The sequence below is a fragment of the Shimia marina genome (assembly GCF_001458175.1).
Taxonomy (GTDB): domain Bacteria; phylum Pseudomonadota; class Alphaproteobacteria; order Rhodobacterales; family Rhodobacteraceae; genus Shimia; species Shimia marina.
Map to the genome: position 1 here is coordinate 43,336 of NZ_CYPW01000006.1, position 16,995 is coordinate 60,330.

Consider the following 16,995-nt stretch of genomic DNA (forward strand, 5'->3'; position numbering starts at 1 on the left):
TGAAAATGTAGTTTTTTAGCTCCACCATGGGGGGGCCACGATCATGAGGTCCCACGCATGGGCGATTTCATACGCCGCCGCAAACTGTCTCGCCTATTGGATCAGGCCGCCGCGCAGACGGAAAGCTGGCCCATGCCGGAAGGCGGCTGGATTGCCACGATGCGCCGCGCGCTTGGCATGTCCGCAGATCAGGTGGCGCAACGCAAAGGCGTCAGCCGCAACGCGGTCTATCAGGCGGAACGCAACGAAGTGGACGGCGCGGTCTCCCTCAAGCAGATGCAGCGCCTTGCAGAAGCCATGGGCGGACGCTTTGTCTATGCCATTGTCCCCAAGGAACCGGTGGAACGCCTGAAGTATCATCAGGCCTGCGCCACGGCACAGATGCTGGCCTTGCAGGAGCCCGATTTTGCCACATGGCCTGCCGATGAACAGCAAGACTGGGTGGATGACAAAACCGCAGAGCTTTTGCACGACATGCCCTCCGACTTCTGGAAACACCGCCCCCAAGACCCAAACCAAGCCCCAGCCTCGGCAAAACCAACCAAGGAGTGAGCGGCGCGGATCGCTTGACCTTCCGCACCCTTCGCGCCTATGCCGCCTTATGGAACAGCTTGAAGAACAGATTGCCCATTTGACCCGCACCGTGGAAGAGCTCAGCGATGTGGTGGCCCGTCAGGACAGTGAAATTGCCCTACTGACCCGCCGCGTACAAATGCTCATGGAGCGCGAAGCCAGCCGTGAAAGCGACGGCGGTGGCGGCGTGGTCATGGGAGATGAGCGCCCGCCGCACTACTAAGAGGCAATACCCCGGTGAAAATGCCTTTCGGTGGCTCAGCTGCGCTGAGCCTGAAGGGGCGCTGCCCCTGCCACATCTGTGATGTGGCCACCCCGGGATATTTTTGACCAAATGAAGCCTCTGCGGTTTCCTCGCCCTGCGCGCTAAGATAGCTTGGCGCAATGACCACAGATCCTCGATTCATTCACCTGCGTGTGCACACGGAATACTCCCTGCTTGAAGGGGCCGTGCGCGCCAAGAAACTGCCCGGCCTTTGCACCGATATGGGCATGCCGGCGGTGGCAATCACCGACACCAACAGTCTTTTTGCGGCGCTGGAATTCTCGGTGACCGCCCAAGGCGCGGGCATTCAGCCCATCGTGGGGTGTCAGGTGGATCTGCATATGCCCCATGACGATCCGAGCGGACGCACACAAGCGCCAAAACCGGCACCCATCGTGCTGCTGAGTCAGACTGAGCAGGGCTATGAAAACCTCATGAAGCTCTCCTCCTGTCTCTATGTGGACAAAGGAGGCCAGCTGCCGCAAGTCACGCTTGAGGAGCTGGCGGAGCGCTCAGAGGGGTTGATCTGTCTCACTGGTGGGCCGGATGGCCCCATGGGACGGATGATGCGCGACGGGCAACGCGCCGCAGCAGAAACCATGATGGCGCGCTTCAAGGAGATCTTTGCCGACCGGCTGTATGTGGAGTTGCAACGCCACCCCGGTGAGGATGGCAAACCCGAAGCTGAGCGGCTGACAGAGCGGGGCTTTGTGGAGATGGCCTATGCCATGGGGATCCCACTGGTGGCCACCAATGATGTTTATTTCCCCACCACCAATATGTATGAGGCGCATGATGCGCTGATCTGTATTTCAGAAGGCGCCTATGTGGATCAACAGGACGGCCGCCGCCGCCTGACCCCACAGCATTATTTCAAATCCCAAGAAGAGATGATCACGCTCTTTGTGGATTTACCTGAGGCCATTGAAAACACAGTGGAAATCGCAAAACGCTGTGCCTTTGCCACTTATCGCCGTGATCCGATTCTGCCGAAATTTGCCGATGACGAGGTGGCAGAGCTGCGCCGCATCGCCAACGAAGGCCTGCAGAAACGGCTGGCGGTGATCCCCCATGCGGTCAGTGTAGAGGAATATCAGGAACGGCTAGAGTTTGAGCTGGGCATCATCGAAGGCATGGGCTTTCCCGGCTACTTCCTGATTGTTGCGGACTTCATTCAATGGGGCAAAGATCACAATATTCCGGTGGGCCCCGGGCGGGGCTCTGGTGCGGGATCCCTTGTGGCCTATGCGCTGACCATCACCGACCTTGACCCGCTGCGTTATTCCCTGCTGTTTGAGCGCTTCCTCAACCCGGAACGGGTGTCGATGCCCGACTTTGACATCGACTTCTGCATGGATCGCCGCGAGGAGGTCATCAAATATGTGCAGCAGAAATACGGCCGCGACAAAGTGGGGCAAATCATCACCTTTGGTGCACTCCTGTCCAAAGCCGCCGTGCGCGACATCGGACGCGTGCTGCAAATGCCCTATGGGCAGGTGGATCGCCTCTCCAAGCTGATCCCGGTGGAGGGCGTAAAGCCCATGTCCATCGCCGACAGCCTCAAAGAAGAACCACGTCTGCGCGAGGAGGCGCAGAAAGAAGAGGTGGTGAACCGGCTCTTGACCTATGGCCAGCAGGTTGAGGGGCTGTTGCGCAACGCCTCAACCCACGCCGCTGGTGTGGTGATTGGCGACCGCCCGCTGGACGCGCTGGTGCCGCTCTATCAGGATCCGCGTTCTGACATGCCCGCCACCCAGTTCAATATGAAATGGGTCGAACAGGCCGGTCTGGTGAAGTTCGACTTCTTGGGCCTGAAAACTCTGACAGTCATTCAAAACGCCATTGAGCAGATCCACAGCTCAAACCGCCCGCTGCATGTGGCCGCCGATGGCACGCAGCTTTATGAGCCTGCAGAGGGTGCCGAAAACCAGATCAACGCCATCCCGCTGGATGACAAACCCACCTATGATCTCTATTCCGCCGCCAAAACCGTGGCCGTGTTTCAGGTGGAATCCACCGGCATGATGGATGCGCTCAAGCGCATGAAACCCACCTGTATCGAGGACATCGTTGCGCTTGTGGCGCTCTATCGTCCGGGCCCGATGGAAAACATTCCGGTCTATTGTGAAGTCAAAAACGGGCTGCGCGAGATTCAATCGGTCCACCCGCTGATCGACCACATCCTTGAGGAAACACAGGGCATCATCGTTTATCAGGAACAGGTGATGCAGATCGCGCAGGTCATGGCCGGCTACTCCCTTGGCGGTGCGGACCTGTTGCGCCGCGCCATGGGTAAGAAAATCAAAGAGGCGATGGACGCCGAGCGGCCCAAGTTCGAAAAAGGCGCGGCCGAAAACGGCGTTCCCGCCAAGAAAGCCAGCGAGGTTTTCGACCTTCTGGAAAAATTCGCCAACTACGGCTTTAACAAATCCCACGCCGCCGCCTATGCGGTGGTGAGCTATCAGACTGCCTGGCTGAAGGCCAACCACCCGGTGGAATTTATGGCCGGGGTGATGAACTGCGATATCCACCTCACAGACAAACTTGCCATCTATTTTGAAGAAGTCAAAAAGGCGCTGAAACTGCCCTATGTGCCCCCCTGCGTCAACCGCTCTGATGCGACATTCAAGGTGGTCGATGGTGCGCTTGTCTATGCGCTTGGAGCACTGAAGAACGTCGGTTTGGAAGCCATGAAATTGGTGACCGAGGGGCGCAAGGTTGATGGCATCGACAAGCCTTTTGCCACGCTGTTTGATTTTGCCCGCCGGGTGGATCTCAAGAAAGTGGGTAAGCGCCCGCTGGAAATGCTCGCACGTTCCGGTGCCTTTGATCAGCTTGATGGCAATCGCCGTCGGGTGATGGAAAGCCTCGACGGGCTGGTGAACTACTCCGCCGCCATCCATGAGCAGAAAAGTTCCAATCAGGTCTCGCTCTTTGGCGAAGCGGGCGACGACCTGCCGGAACCCCGGCTCTCCCCTGCCGGCGACTGGCTGCAGGCAGAGCGGCTGGATGAGGAGGCCAAAGCAATTGGCTTTTTCCTGTCAGGTCACCCTCTGGAAGATTATATGGCCCCGCTGAAGCGCAAGCAGGTGATGACGCTGGACGAGCTCACCGATAAAGCGCGCGGTGGTCCCTGTATTGCCAAACTGGCCGGGCGGGTTTCTGGCCGCCAAGAGCGCAAATCTGCACGCGGCAACCGTTTTGCTTTTGCGCAGCTGTCTGATCCCACAGGGGCCTACGAGGTCACCATCTTCTCTGACACCTTGGAGAAGTGCCGCGAATATCTGGAAGTGGGCTCCAAAGTTGTTGTGACGGTGAAAGCGGAAATGGAGAGCGATCAGCTCAAGCTGCTGGCGCAATCCATGACCCCCGTGGAAACCATTGTGGCAGATGCAGGTAATTCTGGTCTCAAGATCTATCTGGATGACGCCAGCGCCGTGGGACCGGTGGCCAATATTCTGGAAGGCGCCAAACAGACTATGAAGAACATGCCCAAGGGGCCGATCTGGTTCTGCCTCACCAATATGGAGCTGCCCGGTGAAGTGGAAATTGACGCGGGCGCGGGCTTCCCGGTGAATCCCCAGATCAAAAGCGCGCTGAAATCCGTGGAAGGGGTGATGGCCGTCGAAGAGGTCTAAACCCGGCGAGCAACACCTCCCGCCGCCAGACCCGGCGCGGCGACTAGGGCCGCTTGGTCGGCGTTGGGCATGGCTCAAGGCTACGCCTTGAGCCTAAGCGTGGTGCCCTCCTGATATTGCTTGCGCCTGTGGCAAGCGCATCCCGGAGCGCACGCCCGTTTAACCTTTCTGCGCCACAGCAAACATTCACCGACGTGATACCACCGTATTACTGACCCAATACCGACGCGCCATTTGCGAGTTAACGCCCCCCAGAACACGCAACAGCCCGACGCCGGGATTTGACATCTGACGCGGCGTTCGGGGGTGACAGCCCTACAGGTTTACGTTTTGGTCAAGCACAATATGAGGAGGCACCCTGGAGGCACCTATGACCACATACCCACATATGCTCGCCCCGTTGGATCTGGGCTTTACCACTTTGAAAAACCGAGTCCTGATGGGCTCCATGCACACAGGACTTGAGGAAACCAAGGACTGGAATCGCGTTGCAGAATTTTACGCCGAACGCGCCCGTGGCGGCGTCGCGCTGATCGTGACCGGCGGGATGGCACCCTCAATGGAAGGCGGCGTTTTCCCCGGTGCTGCGGGCCTGTTTACAGAGCAGGACATCACCAATCACAGGGTCGTCACAGACCGCGTGCATGAAGCTGGCGGCAAGATCGCAATGCAGATCCTGCATGCGGGCCGCTATGCCTACGGGCCCAACTGCGTCTCCGCCTCCGCAATCAAATCTCCGATCTCTCCCTTCCCACCAAAAGAGCTGGACGAAGAGGGAATTGAGAAGCAAATTCAAGACTTTGTCACAGCTACAGTCCGCGCGCGTGAAGCTGGATATGACGGCGTGGAGATCATGGGCAGCGAAGGCTACTTCCTCAATCAGTTCATCTGCAGCCATGTGAACAAACGCACCGACCGCTGGGGCGGCTCTTATGAAAACCGCATCCGCCTGCCCATCGAAGTGGTGCGCCGCTGTCGCGAGGCTGTGGGCGAAGATTTCATCATCATCTACCGCCTGTCGATGATTGATCTGGTGCCCAATGGCTCCACCCACGAAGAAGTGGTGCAGCTGGCACAAGAGATCGAAAAAGCAGGCGCAACCATCATCAACACCGGTATCGGCTGGCACGAAGCGCGCATCCCAACCATCGCCACCTCCGTGCCCCGCCGCGCCTTTGCCTGGGTCACCAAAAAGCTGATGGGCAAAGTCGGCATCCCCGTCATCACTTCCAACCGCATCAACACGCCGGAAGTGGCCGAAGAGGTGCTGGCGGAGGGCTGCGCGGACATGATTTCCATGGCGCGCCCCTTCCTCGCAGACAGCGATTTCGTGAACAAAGCCGCCAACGGCAAAGCCGCCCATATCGCTCCCTGTATCGGCTGCAATCAGGCTTGTCTGGATCACACATTTGGCGGAAAACTCACATCTTGTCTTGTGAATCCAAGAGCTTGTCACGAAACTGAGCTCCCCATTCTGGCGACCTCTGATGTAAAGTCGATTGCCATCGTCGGCGCTGGCCCAGCTGGCCTTGCAACCGCAATGACCGCAGCGCAGCGCGGCCACAAGGTCACATTGATCGACCGGTCAGACAAATTGGGCGGCCAACTGAATGTGGCCAAGCAGATCCCCGGCAAGGAAGAGTTCTGGGGGCTTGTGGACTGGTATGAAGCCATGATTGCCGAGCTCGAAATTGAGGTTAGACTCAACACGGAAGCAACCGCCGAGCTGCTAGCAGGCTACGATGAAGTGGTGATCGCGACCGGTATCGTCCCACGTGATCCAGGCATTCCAGGGCAGGATCGCCCCGAAGTCCTGTCTTATCTGGATGTGCTGCGTGACAAAAAACCGGTTGGTAAACGGGTTGCCGTAATCGGTGCAGGCGGCATCGGCTTTGATGTTTCCGAGTTTCTTGTGCACGAAGGTGAGAGCCTCACAGAGAACCTGCCCGAATGGATGGTAGAATGGGGTGTCTCTGACCCTGCAGAGCACCGCGGCGGTCTTGCCCCAGAAGGCCCACAACCCCACGCGCCAGCCCGCCAAGTCACCCTGATGCAGCGCAAAGCCAAGGCACTGGGAAAAGGCCTCGGAAAAACAACGGGTTGGATTCACCGCGCCGCATTGAAAATGAAGAACGTCGAAATGATCGGAGGCGTCAACTACGAGCGCATTGACGACGACGGCCTACATATCTCCTTTGGCGAAGCGCGTGAAAACCCCCGCGTGATCGCTGTGGACAATGTGGTGATCTGCGCAGGCCAACTCCCTGATCGAACCCTTGCCGATGCGTTGGAAGCGGAGGGTGTTACCTGTCATGTGATTGGCGGTGCCGATGTGGCCGCAGAGCTTGATGCGAAGCGTGCCATCAATCAGGGCACACGTCTGGCCGCCACATTCTGAGTGGTAGAAATATGCGACGATGAAAGGAGCGCCTTGGCGCTCCTTTTTCATTGCGGTCACAAACGCAAAAAAGAGACCCGGACACTTCTGTACCGGGTCAAGGTGCTTTCAAGGAAAGCTAGGGAAAGTTCAAAAATCCGTTACCAGTTGGTCGGGCCTTTCTCAGCAAAGGCATGCACGAGAAAGTCTATAAATGCCCGCACCTTAGGCTGCGTAAACCGTCCGGGAGGATAGACCGCATAGATGCCCTGCGTCTCAACTGGAAGATCAGGAATCGCTTCTTCCACCAGACCCTCTTCCAACGCATCCGCATAAAGAAAACTTGGCAGGTAAGCGATGCCAAGGCCAGCTTGCGCCGCGTTCAAAAGCGACTGCCCATCGTTTACAGAAAGCCACCCCGCAGTACGCACCTGCCGCTTTTCACCGGAGGGGGCGGTCAGCTTCCACACGGCGCCGTTGGACTGGCTGGAGTAATGCAAGAGCTTGTGATGATTGAGATCATCAATCTTCTCAGGGCGACCGTATTTTTCGAAATAGGCCGGACTGGCAATCATACGTCGCGTTGTCTCTGTCAGCTTGCGAGCGCGCAATGTGCTGTCTTCAAGCTCTCCGATCCGAATAGCCATGTCAAAGCCTTCGGAAATCAGCTCCACATAGCGATTGTTCAGCTCCATATTCACTGTGATTTCAGGGAACTCACTGAGAAACTCTCCCAATACAGGTGAGAGGTGGTTCACCCCAAAGTCCGTCGCCACCGAAATACGCAGAAGACCAGAGGGCGCGGATTGCATGGATGTGACCAGCGCATCGGCTTCGCCGGCATCGTTCAGCACACGCCGCGCCCGATCATAATAAGCCAGCCCAATTTCAGTTGGCGAAACTCGGCGCGTTGTCCGGTTGAGAAGTCGCGCACCAAGACGCGCTTCAAGAGAGGATACATGTTTGGATACCGCCGACTTGGAGATGCCCATCTTCTTTGCGGCATCCGTAAATCCGCCCTGATCCACGACGGTGGCAAAAGCTTCCATTTCGGTCAGGCGATCCATCTTGATGTCCTCTAATGTCTTCCTTGGACACAAGAGATGCCCCCGAAATCGGGCAGGATATGGGCAGAGGCCGGACAATATCGGGGTTTTGCTTAGATCGTTTGCGACGCGGAAACACAGAAACGATCGGTTTCCAAAGGCAAAGGAAGCCCACCATCTCTTAAATCGGGCACGTAACGAAGAGGCCCCGGCTGCGACGCTTTGGAAGTGCAGCGCCCCAAAAGAGTGCGCCGTTAATCTCCCAGCTTTGCGTGCACCTCATCCAAATCGATCTCTCCCACGGGCATTTTGTTCCCCGGGTTCTCAAAATCGTATTTGAAAAGCTGGAAGTCGCGTTTGTAGATTTCATAGACGAGATGCATGGACAGATCGTCGAAGTAGTCCTCTACAGGGTGTGCACGCTTAGGGCCATGCCCCTCCGATTCGTTAAAACGGGGAATCGCATTCAGGTCGACGCAGTGTGGCGTTTGAATACTATCAAGCACTTGCTGCATGCCATCATTGAACTGTTCAGTCCAAAAGATCTTGTTGTAGGTACCACCGTTCACAATAAACGTAGAAATGTGTCCAGACATCGCAGACCAGTGAATGTCGGGATCCATCGGCCGGCGCCAACGGATGGTGTCACGTGCAAACAACAAAAACCGTCTGAAACTCTGAATCTGGTCGAACTCCTGCTTGCCGTCGTCGCCGCCGACCTCAATGCCGTACTTCTGAATCAGCATCGGCACAAGGTTTCCGCGATAGCGCTTCCCATTGCGCTGAATGCCGCAGATTTTATCGAAGAAGGAAGAAAGGATACGCGTGTAGGGGTTTCTCACACATGTGAAAGCATAAGAGCGGTGTTCACGCACGTTATTGGTAATCGGCTGATGGCTGCCCTCAAGCGCCCATTTGTGCATGCCCCCTTGTGCATCATGGATATCCCCATCGAAAAATTCACCATGATCCGAATAGAACATGATTTGCCCAATGGTCGAACAGGCGCATTTCGGAACAACCCGATACACAACGCTTTCGCTTTCAGTCATCCAAGTGCCGGGAAAACCCATAGTCTGCCTCCGTAGTCACCATGGCTCGTTTCTCTGCCACAGTCTTGATGCGTATCGAAAAATTCCGAACAAAGCCTGTTTATTCAATGCCGTTTCCTCTTTAAATGGATAACGTCAAAACGTCAAAGTGGGGATCAAGGACAACAGATGGCAAGAATTGCGTATATTCTTCTGTGCCACAAAGATCCCGAAGCGATCATTATGCAGGCAGAGCGCCTGACAGCGACTGGCGACTATATTTCTATTCACTTTGACGCGCGCGCAAAGCCGGAACATTTTCGCATGCTTCGAGAGGCTTTGGGTCACAACCCAAACGTTGCCTTCGCGGAAAAGCGAATCAAATGTGGCTGGGGCGAGTGGTCTCTCGTAGAAGCGACACTCTATGCCGTTGAGACAGCCGTAAAACGCTTCCCGCGTGCCTCACACTTCTACATGCTGTCCGGCGACTGTATGGTGATCAAATCGTCAGAGTACATCCATAACTTTCTGGATGACAACGATGTGGATTTCATCGAAAGCTTCGACTTCTTTGAAAGCGACTGGATCAAAACCGGCATGAAAGCCGAGCGCCTGATCTATCGGCACTGGTTCAACGAGCGCACGCAAAAACGCCGCTTCTACGCAACCTTTAACCTTCAAAAGAAGCTCGGCTTCACCCGTGAAATTCCTGCTGACATCCAAGTGATGATTGGTAGCCAATGGTGGTGCCTGCGCCGCCAGACCATTGAGGCTGTTTTGGATTTCACAAGAACGCGGCGCGATGTGATGCGCTTTTTCCGTACCACATGGATTCCAGACGAGACGTTTTTTCAAACCTTGGTGAGACATCTTGTACCCACGCCCGAAATCCGTTCGCGCACCCTGACATTCCTAATGTTTACGGACTATGGAATGCCGCTCACATTCTACAATGATCACTATGACCTGCTCTTGAGTCAGGACTTTCTCTTCGCGCGAAAAATCAGCCCGGATGCAATTGAGTTAAAAGAACGCCTCGGCCAGCTTTACGCTGAAAAGGGCGTTTCATTTCAGATCTCCGCAGAGGGTCCAAGCCTCTTCAAGTTCCTCACAGGTCGCGGACGCATCGGCAAACGTTTTGCAAGTCGCTTTTGGGAAGCAGAAAGTACCTTGGGGCGCGACCGTGAACTGATGCTGCTTGTCTGTAAGAAATGGCACGTTGCCAAACGGCTATTGGGCAAAATTGGCGAAGTCACTGACATTCCGACCATCGCTTACCTCTTCAATGAAGAAGGCACGGCATTGCCTGATTTGGGCGGCATTCAGTCGACGCTTGGCAAACGTACCCGCCACCGCAGGGCGTTGATGCGCATGTTGTTTGACTATTACAACACGGATCGGCTTGTGATCTGTCTGGACCCGAGCGCGCTGGAGTTTATGCAGGACTTCTTCAGTGATCGATCCATGACTCGCATGTTGGAAATTCAATGCGACTTCACTGACGAATACCTGACCGGACATGCCATTCGCATCGGTCTTGCAGGAGATCAAACGCCCAGGGACACATTGGAGCGCCTACTGCCTACCATTCGACGCGACATATTCAATGAAAGTGATCGCATCAGAGACGCTGGATTTGAAAACCTTGGCCGAATGAGCCAAAGCGCTCCAGAAGCCGAGCACGTAGCTTCGATCATGTCCTTTTTGAGCATCGATGAAGAAAAGGCCCGTGAAATCGCGCAGACCAACTATCTCTTCAGCGATTAAAGCCTTTGGCGGTCTACTTAATGCCTCACAGTTACCTCGAAGCGCTTTAACACCAATTGGCGCGCCTTAGCGCGCCTTGGTCAGCTCCAGGAAAACGTCTTCGAGATCAGCTTGCTCGGTTTTAACATCTTGTATTGTGATGCCCGCAGCGCGCACTGCGTTAAGAACATCTTCTGCAGAGGTGGTCTTGGTCTGATACGATATGGCCAGAGCCCCATCCGCACGGCGCTCCACAGAGAGCCCTTCTGCCGAAGGCAGCGCCTGCACATCATCAGCAGGCTGTATCACCATGCATTTTCCATCAATTTGACCCAGCAAATTTGAAGTGCTGTCCTGCGCTACAAGACTGCCTTGATTGATGATCGCGATCTCGTCACACATTTCTTCGGCCTCCTCGAGGTAATGTGTCGTCAGAATGATGGTCGTGCCATGCTCTTCATTCAATCGACGCACATTGCGCCACAGCATCTGACGCAACTCAATATCCACACCTGCAGTCGGCTCATCCAGAACCAAGACCTGCGGGCTATGAACAAGGGCCTTACCGAGCAAGAGCCGGCGCCGCATGCCGCCTGACAGAGTACGCGCGTAGGCCTCCGCTTTATCCTCCAGCCCAATGAGTTCAAGGATTTCATCGCTGCGTCTTTGCGCTTTTGGAACACCGTAAAGCCCTGCCTGCACCTCCAATGCCCCACGTGGGGTGAAAAAAGGATCTAGGTTCAACTCTTGGGGCATAACACCAATTGCCGCGCGCGACTGTCTGGGGTTCTCGTCTTGATCAAATCCCCAAATTCTTACAGACCCCGCCGATTTGGTCACAAGCCCCGCCATAATATTGATCATAGTGGATTTTCCGGCCCCATTAGGACCCAGCAGCCCAAATATGCATCCGGCTGGGATCGCGAGATCAACCCCTTTCAGCGCCTTTTTCTGTGGTTCACCACGGCCGCCCTTGTAGGTCTTATGCAACCCTCGGATTTCGATCGCATTCTGGGTCATGGCCACTCTTGCTCCCTGCTGCGCAATGCCTATTATTTGGCCCTAACCAATATGGACGCGTACTACAACCGCGCCCTACTATAGCCAACCGTCAGATACCGCCTGACTAAGCCGAAGGAACATCGCGCATGACCATCGCAGCGCCTGAAACCAAAGTTGTCGACAGCTACCGCGTCTCTTGTGACGGCGGCGAAGGTGCCCTTGGTCACCCGCGTGTTTGGCTACAGATTCCCAATGAACATGGCTGGGTGGAATGCCCCTATTGTGACTGTAAGTTTGTCCATAAGGATTTCGAAACGGCGCAAGCCTAAAGCTGCCAACGAGACACTAAACAGGAAGCGCCGCTATTAGCGGCGCTTTTTCATCCTGCGTTCAAAGGTGTGTTTGGGCGTGGTGTCGCTCAGGTGCTTCTAGGTGTGCGACCGAGTTGAACTGCACCAAAAGCGGTTTGCCCAGCACCATCTGCCACCGATGCACAGAAGTGTTTTGAATTGCCAGACACATCTGCGCCCAACCGGCGACGTCGAGATTGAGTGTTTGCCGCAACACGGCGCCAATCAATCCCCCAGATGTGACGACCAGCGCACGCCCCTCGCCGGCGGCAATGTCTTCCATCGCAGCCCTGACTCGCGCCTCAAAGGTGTCAAATGTCTCCGGAGCCCCTTGAATGGCTCCGTTTTTCCAAGCGTCTAGAACCTGCGGCATATGGCGAACAAATCCTTCGCGATCCGTCGGAACCTCCAGCCCAAATTGCGTCTCCATCAACCGAGATAGATCAAAGTAAGCAAACTCATTCAGCCTTGGGTCTTCCACGATATCTGCAAAGCGATCGGCTCTCATGCTGATGGCGGTTTCTCGATGCCGCCGCATACTGCCTGTGAAGACACGTTGAAAGTGTTCGCCACTATCGCGCATGTGATCTCCGAGCCATGCGGCCTGTTGGTGTCCGAGATCGGAAAGCCTATCATAGCTGACTTCATCTCTGGCCTCGGTATTGGCCTGCCCGTGACGTACAAGAGAAATATGCGGCATTAGGGTTCGCTCACTCAAATATTCATAAGATGCCTAACCAAGCTTCCATCACAGGAAAAGCAAAAATGCCACGAGGTACGCAACGCTATAGGCCGTGCCTCTTGTGACGTGGAAACAGGCTACTCAACCGCGCGCGTATCCACGGCGCAACGCCCGCCTGCGGTACCCATCAGCGGCCAAGGAGGCTTCGCGCAAATTGCCGAAAATACGGATCATGGTGCGCCCTTTTCCGCCAGAGACCCCCCATTCGCGCATAACCGACACTTCCTCAAAGAGATTCATCGCAAGCTCGACACGATAGTAGCGCGGGCCCGTGGTGCGAGAGGGTTTGTATAAAATGCAGGTCGCCATGCCCTGATTCTATTGCAGGGTGATTCGGGGTGCAACAGTCCTATGAACTGAGCAGGATTGGGCTTAACGACGCCACGGGCGGTACACTTGTCTGCTACTAACTGCCGCCACCTAGCAAAACAGCCTCAACACGGCGGTTTTCCATCCGTCCGGCTTCAGTAGCATTAGACGCTATCGGAGAAAGATAGCCTGCACCATGCGCCTCGAGCTGCGTTGCCGCAACGCCATAAGTTTCAATCAACACGCGCCTTACGGCCGAGGCACGACGCTGCGAAACACTTACATTGGCCGACAAGCTGCCTTCTGTATCGGTGTGCCCAACCAATGCAACACGCCTTCTAGCGTCCGCATTCAAAAATGAGGCCAGAGCCTTCAGAGACGCGACGGATGTATTCGATAATCTAGAGGCTCCTGTGGCAAAGGCCAAATCATCCAGCACCACATGGCCATATTCCTCTAAGTGCGAGACGTATCCAACACGAGGCATGGTTTGATCGGATGATTTTGGAGTGTGATCCTGCGCGCGTTCAGAAGGATCAATAGCCGCATCCGATGCTGCTGCCGCCTGGTCTTGCAGCACGCTTTGGGAAACAGTGTCAATTTGAACCATTCCGGCCTGTACCGTGCGACTCACAAGAATCGTGACACCTTCTGGACCCTTATTCGTTTCCCGCTTCGCAGAAACAAAATAGTAGTCAGAGAGATCCACAAACATGTTGGGCGGCAACAAGACATCAAGACTGAATCTGAAGTCAAATCCTCCACAACCCACATCATCGCAGGACAAAAGAACTTCATAGTCCTGCGCCGTCGCCTGTTTCGCCAATGTCTCCGCGAGCGCAGCGGTGCCGACAAAACCGCTCGACACACGCCACGTCTGCTGCTTCACGAGCCCCGTGACCGGCATCGTCGGAACACCGCCTTCTTCAAATCTCCCTGTGGGTAGCGCAAGGACTGTTTGTGGCTTGCTCGCACCATAAACCATCTGAGCAGCATCACTCAGATCAGGCTCAAAGGCCCAAGCTGCCCCGGGCAATACCGCGACAAAGCCTATGATGCGCGCAAAGTTCATCTGTGGAGCGCGTGATACTCTTCATTGGGCGCCATCTTTGTCGCCGAAGCTACGCGGTTGGACATATTGTAAAACCCTGCAACATTGGCAATGTCCCAAATATCGCGATCTGAGAAACCGACATCGCGCAAAGCCTGTCTATCCTGCTCCTCAATGGTGCTGGAGGCCACAGTCATCTTCTCAGAGAACGCAAGCATCGCATACTGTCGCTCATCCAGATCTGCGACACGCCAGTTCATGACCATTTTCTCACCAAGTGCAGGGTCACCTGAAAGCTCCCGCACTGCAGCACCATGTGCGACGAGGCAATAGAAGCATTTGTTGATCGAACTGACCGCAACTGCAATCATTTCGCGTTCCAGTTTGGACAGGCCGCTCTCCGCCAGCATCAAATCATTGTAGAGGGCAGTAAAGGCATTCAGTTTGGCGGCATCAATCGCGTAGGCCTTCAGCACATTGGGCACCAAGCCCAATTTGTCCTGACAGATTTCAAAATAGCGCTGGGTTTCAGCTGGCAGAGGATCCATCATAGGAATATCCAGAGCCGTAGGTTCTTTAACTGTCGTCATACTTACCTCCCTCAAGTCTTGATTTTTTGCCTGTAACGATAGGCACCCACCGCGGTCATTCCGAGGCCTGAATATAGCGCATTCGCGGCCTCGTTAGCGCGAGTACAAACAACCGCCAGATGGGTACCACCCTGCTGAGCAGTCCATATTGCAGCCCTCTGCATCAAAAACCGAGCAACGCCCTGGCGGCGTTGAAACGGTAGGATTTCCAAGGCGTGCACCATACCCACACCTTTATGCAACCCAAGAAAAGCAGCGCCGGCGGGTTTATCCTGCCATCGCGAAATCAGTCCTGTTTTAGGGCCAAGAACACGTTTCATCACCTCGACACGCTCAGGACCGATGCCGCCATGTGCCCAAATTTCTTCCATGATGCGCAGTGGCTCCCATGCAGGGATCGCAGCCGTGCGCGGAGGAGTAGGTTCAAGCAAATCTGTGACGGGAATCGCGTACATCACCACTGGATCGACAATAGTGTACCCCAGTGCCTCAAGCGCTTGATCGAGTTGATCTTCCTCATCACGCAGTTGGAAAAGAGGCGTTTGTCCCAGCCGCACCATCGCAGCTTCCGCCAGATCAACGTTAGAGAGGCAATTGTGTGTCTTACTGGTCGCAGCGGATGCTCTTTTTCCACCGCCCTGACCATCCCGAATAACAAATTCCGCCACTTCAAACTTTTCGGCGGCAGGCCATGTTGCATCAAGAACATCAAACAACTCTGAGGAGCTAGGCAACGCCATCACGCAAATAACTCAGCCAAACGCGCCATGGCTTCATCAACTCGCTGCCCATCCGTCCCCCGAATGACCACATTCGCACCATAGGCCCCATTCTGTTGATAGGGATAGGATCCAACAGAAAGATCCGAGTAAGTCGCTGCAAGCTCAGCCAGCGGCCCAGCGATCTCCCCTTCCCCACGCTCAATCCGAAGCGTTTGACTCAAAACCGGATCACCACCTGTCAGCGTCGGCATAATGCTGGCAACCATGGCTTGAAACACCGAAGGGACGCCCGCCATCACATAGACATTTTCCAAGACGAAGCCCGGAGCAACGGACACAGGGTTCTCGATCAGCGTGGCGCCCTCTGGAATGCGCGCCATGCGTTGACGGGCTTCGTTAAATTCTTGTCCGGATTTATCATAATGGGCCTGTAGCAAAGCTCTTGCATCATCACGCACGCCGATGGTCTTCCCAAAGGCCTCTGCAATGCAGTCCGCGGTAATATCATCATGTGTTGGCCCAATACCGCCAGAGGTAAAAACACTGCCATATTCGCGAGAAAGACCCTGTACGGTCTCGACAATTTTTGAAGCGACATCAGGAACGATACGGACTTCTGCCAGTGAGATCCCATGTTTGGTCAATTCACCGGCCAAATAATGCATATTCGCATCACGCGTTCTGCCAGAGAGGATTTCATCGCCAATCACGAGCATTGCAGCGGTTGGATTTGCCATAAGTGCTTTCCTTGTCAGAAGTCTACCGCAGGTATAGGGCTGAGGGATGCGCTTTCAAACCCCTCTTATCCCCGCTGAGCTCAAACGTCGCTACAAACGCTTTCTGGCTGATGCCATTTTATCAGATGGCACCGAAATCACCGCCCATTGTGCCAACCCTGGCTCCATGATGGGATTGGCCATTCCCGGGAACCGCATATGGCTTGAGCCCAACGATGATCCAAAGAAAAAGCTCAAGTTCGGCTGGCGGCTTGTTGAGCACGATGGCGGACATTTCACAGGCGTGGACACATCCGTGCCAAATCGCGCGCTGAAAGCCGCCCTTCAAAATAAAGAGATCGCAGAATTTGCCGCCTATGACGACATCCGCCCTGAGGTGAAATACGGCACCAATAGCAGGATCGACTTTCTACTGACCTCACAGGGCAAACCAGACCATTACGTTGAAGTAAAATCCGTCACGCTGTCGCGCCAGGAAGGGCTGGCTGAATTTCCCGACAGTGTCACCGCCCGAGGCGCAAAGCACCTCTCCGAGCTCTCAACCATGAAAGCTCAGGGGCACGATGCAACCATGTTTTATCTCGTTCAGCGCACAGACGCCGCGCGCGTATCTTTGGCCGCAGACATAGACCCGACCTATGCGACCACCTTTAAGGCTGCGCGTAAAGCCGGAGTAGAAGTGCTTGCCTACAGTTGCGTTATATCGCCTCAATCCATCACAATCGGTGTACGTCTACCATTCGAAGAATAGTCGCAATACGCACACCTGAACTGAGGTGCCTCTAGTACTTCGATGCAAATTCTCCTACATAGCCT

Annotated in this window: 16 protein-coding genes; 7 read left to right on the forward strand and 9 right to left on the reverse strand. The window is 55.1% G+C overall.

Translation table 11 applies throughout. From position 1 onward, the window contains the following. Positions 1-57: 57 nt before the first annotated feature. From SHM7688_RS02110 to SHM7688_RS02125, 4 genes are all read left to right on the forward strand, one after another. Positions 58-552, forward strand: a complete 495-nt coding sequence (locus SHM7688_RS02110; RefSeq protein WP_058238375.1) for a helix-turn-helix domain-containing protein — start codon at positions 58-60, stop codon at positions 550-552. Between the two features lie 49 nt (positions 553-601). Next, positions 602-796, forward strand: coding sequence for a SlyX family protein (locus SHM7688_RS02115; protein ID WP_058238376.1), 195 nt, complete (start codon positions 602-604; stop codon positions 794-796). A 161-nt stretch (positions 797-957) separates the two neighbouring features. Further along, positions 958-4,476 carry a DNA polymerase III subunit alpha gene (gene dnaE, locus SHM7688_RS02120; RefSeq protein WP_058238377.1) on the forward strand — a complete coding sequence of 1,173 codons (3,519 nt, stop codon included), beginning with the start codon at positions 958-960 and terminating at the stop codon, positions 4,474-4,476. Positions 4,477-4,846: 370 nt separating this feature from the next. After that, positions 4,847-6,874: an NADPH-dependent 2,4-dienoyl-CoA reductase gene (locus SHM7688_RS02125; RefSeq protein ID WP_058238378.1), complete on the forward strand. Its 2,028-nt coding sequence runs from the start codon at positions 4,847-4,849 to the stop codon at positions 6,872-6,874. 140 nt (positions 6,875-7,014) lie between these two features. On the opposite strand, the gene SHM7688_RS02130 is transcribed toward SHM7688_RS02125, so the two are convergent. Together SHM7688_RS02130 and SHM7688_RS02135 are read right to left on the reverse strand one after the other, a co-directional pair. Beyond that, positions 7,015-7,920, reverse strand: coding sequence for a LysR family transcriptional regulator (locus SHM7688_RS02130; protein ID WP_058238379.1), 906 nt, complete (start codon positions 7,918-7,920; stop codon positions 7,015-7,017). Positions 7,921-8,153: 233 nt separating this feature from the next. Then, entirely contained in the window at positions 8,154-8,972 is an 819-nt protein-coding gene (locus SHM7688_RS02135) for a sulfotransferase family protein (RefSeq protein WP_058238380.1), read from the reverse strand. Positions 8,973-9,119: 147 nt separating this feature from the next. Here SHM7688_RS02135 and SHM7688_RS02140 point away from each other — a divergent pair, with 147 nt between their 5' ends. Continuing rightward, on the forward strand, positions 9,120-10,697 hold the full coding sequence (locus SHM7688_RS02140; protein ID WP_058238381.1) for a DUF5928 domain-containing protein: 1,578 nt from the start codon (positions 9,120-9,122) through the stop codon (positions 10,695-10,697). 66 nt (positions 10,698-10,763) lie between these two features. On the opposite strand, the gene SHM7688_RS02145 is transcribed toward SHM7688_RS02140, so the two are convergent. Beyond that, on the reverse strand, positions 10,764-11,696 hold the full coding sequence (locus tag SHM7688_RS02145) for an ABC transporter ATP-binding protein (protein ID WP_058238382.1): 933 nt from the start codon (positions 11,694-11,696) through the stop codon (positions 10,764-10,766). 128 nt (positions 11,697-11,824) lie between these two features. Between SHM7688_RS02145 and SHM7688_RS02150 the strand changes: the two genes are divergently transcribed. After that, complete coding sequence (locus tag SHM7688_RS02150) at positions 11,825-12,007, forward strand: zinc-finger domain-containing protein (protein ID WP_058238383.1); 183 nt, start codon at positions 11,825-11,827, stop codon at positions 12,005-12,007. Between the two features lie 61 nt (positions 12,008-12,068). Here SHM7688_RS02150 and SHM7688_RS02155 read toward each other — a convergent pair whose 3' ends face one another. The 6 genes from SHM7688_RS02155 to SHM7688_RS02180 form a co-directional block, all read right to left on the reverse strand. Further along, entirely contained in the window at positions 12,069-12,728 is a 660-nt protein-coding gene (locus tag SHM7688_RS02155) for a histidine phosphatase family protein (protein ID WP_058238384.1), read from the reverse strand. A gap of 123 nt (positions 12,729-12,851) precedes the next feature. Beyond that, complete coding sequence (locus SHM7688_RS02160; protein WP_058238385.1) at positions 12,852-13,079, reverse strand: WGR domain-containing protein; 228 nt, start codon at positions 13,077-13,079, stop codon at positions 12,852-12,854. Between the two features lie 97 nt (positions 13,080-13,176). After that, a complete protein-coding gene (locus tag SHM7688_RS02165) occupies positions 13,177-14,151 on the reverse strand; it encodes an OmpA family protein (RefSeq protein WP_058238386.1) in 975 nt (324 codons plus the stop codon). Further along, positions 14,148-14,720, reverse strand: a complete 573-nt coding sequence (locus tag SHM7688_RS02170) for a peroxidase-related enzyme (protein ID WP_058238387.1) — start codon at positions 14,718-14,720, stop codon at positions 14,148-14,150. The genes SHM7688_RS02165 and SHM7688_RS02170 overlap by 4 nt, the downstream gene beginning before the upstream one ends. Positions 14,721-14,731: 11 nt before the next feature. Beyond that, on the reverse strand, positions 14,732-15,460 hold the full coding sequence (locus SHM7688_RS02175; RefSeq protein ID WP_058238388.1) for a GNAT family N-acetyltransferase: 729 nt from the start codon (positions 15,458-15,460) through the stop codon (positions 14,732-14,734). Then, positions 15,460-16,179: a competence/damage-inducible protein A gene (locus tag SHM7688_RS02180; protein WP_058238389.1), complete on the reverse strand. Its 720-nt coding sequence runs from the start codon at positions 16,177-16,179 to the stop codon at positions 15,460-15,462. The genes SHM7688_RS02175 and SHM7688_RS02180 overlap by 1 nt, the downstream gene beginning before the upstream one ends. Before the next feature lie 46 nt (positions 16,180-16,225). Between SHM7688_RS02180 and sfsA the strand changes: the two genes are divergently transcribed. Next, complete coding sequence (sfsA, locus tag SHM7688_RS02185) at positions 16,226-16,930, forward strand: DNA/RNA nuclease SfsA (RefSeq protein ID WP_058238390.1); 705 nt, start codon at positions 16,226-16,228, stop codon at positions 16,928-16,930. Positions 16,931-16,995 lie beyond the last annotated feature (65 nt).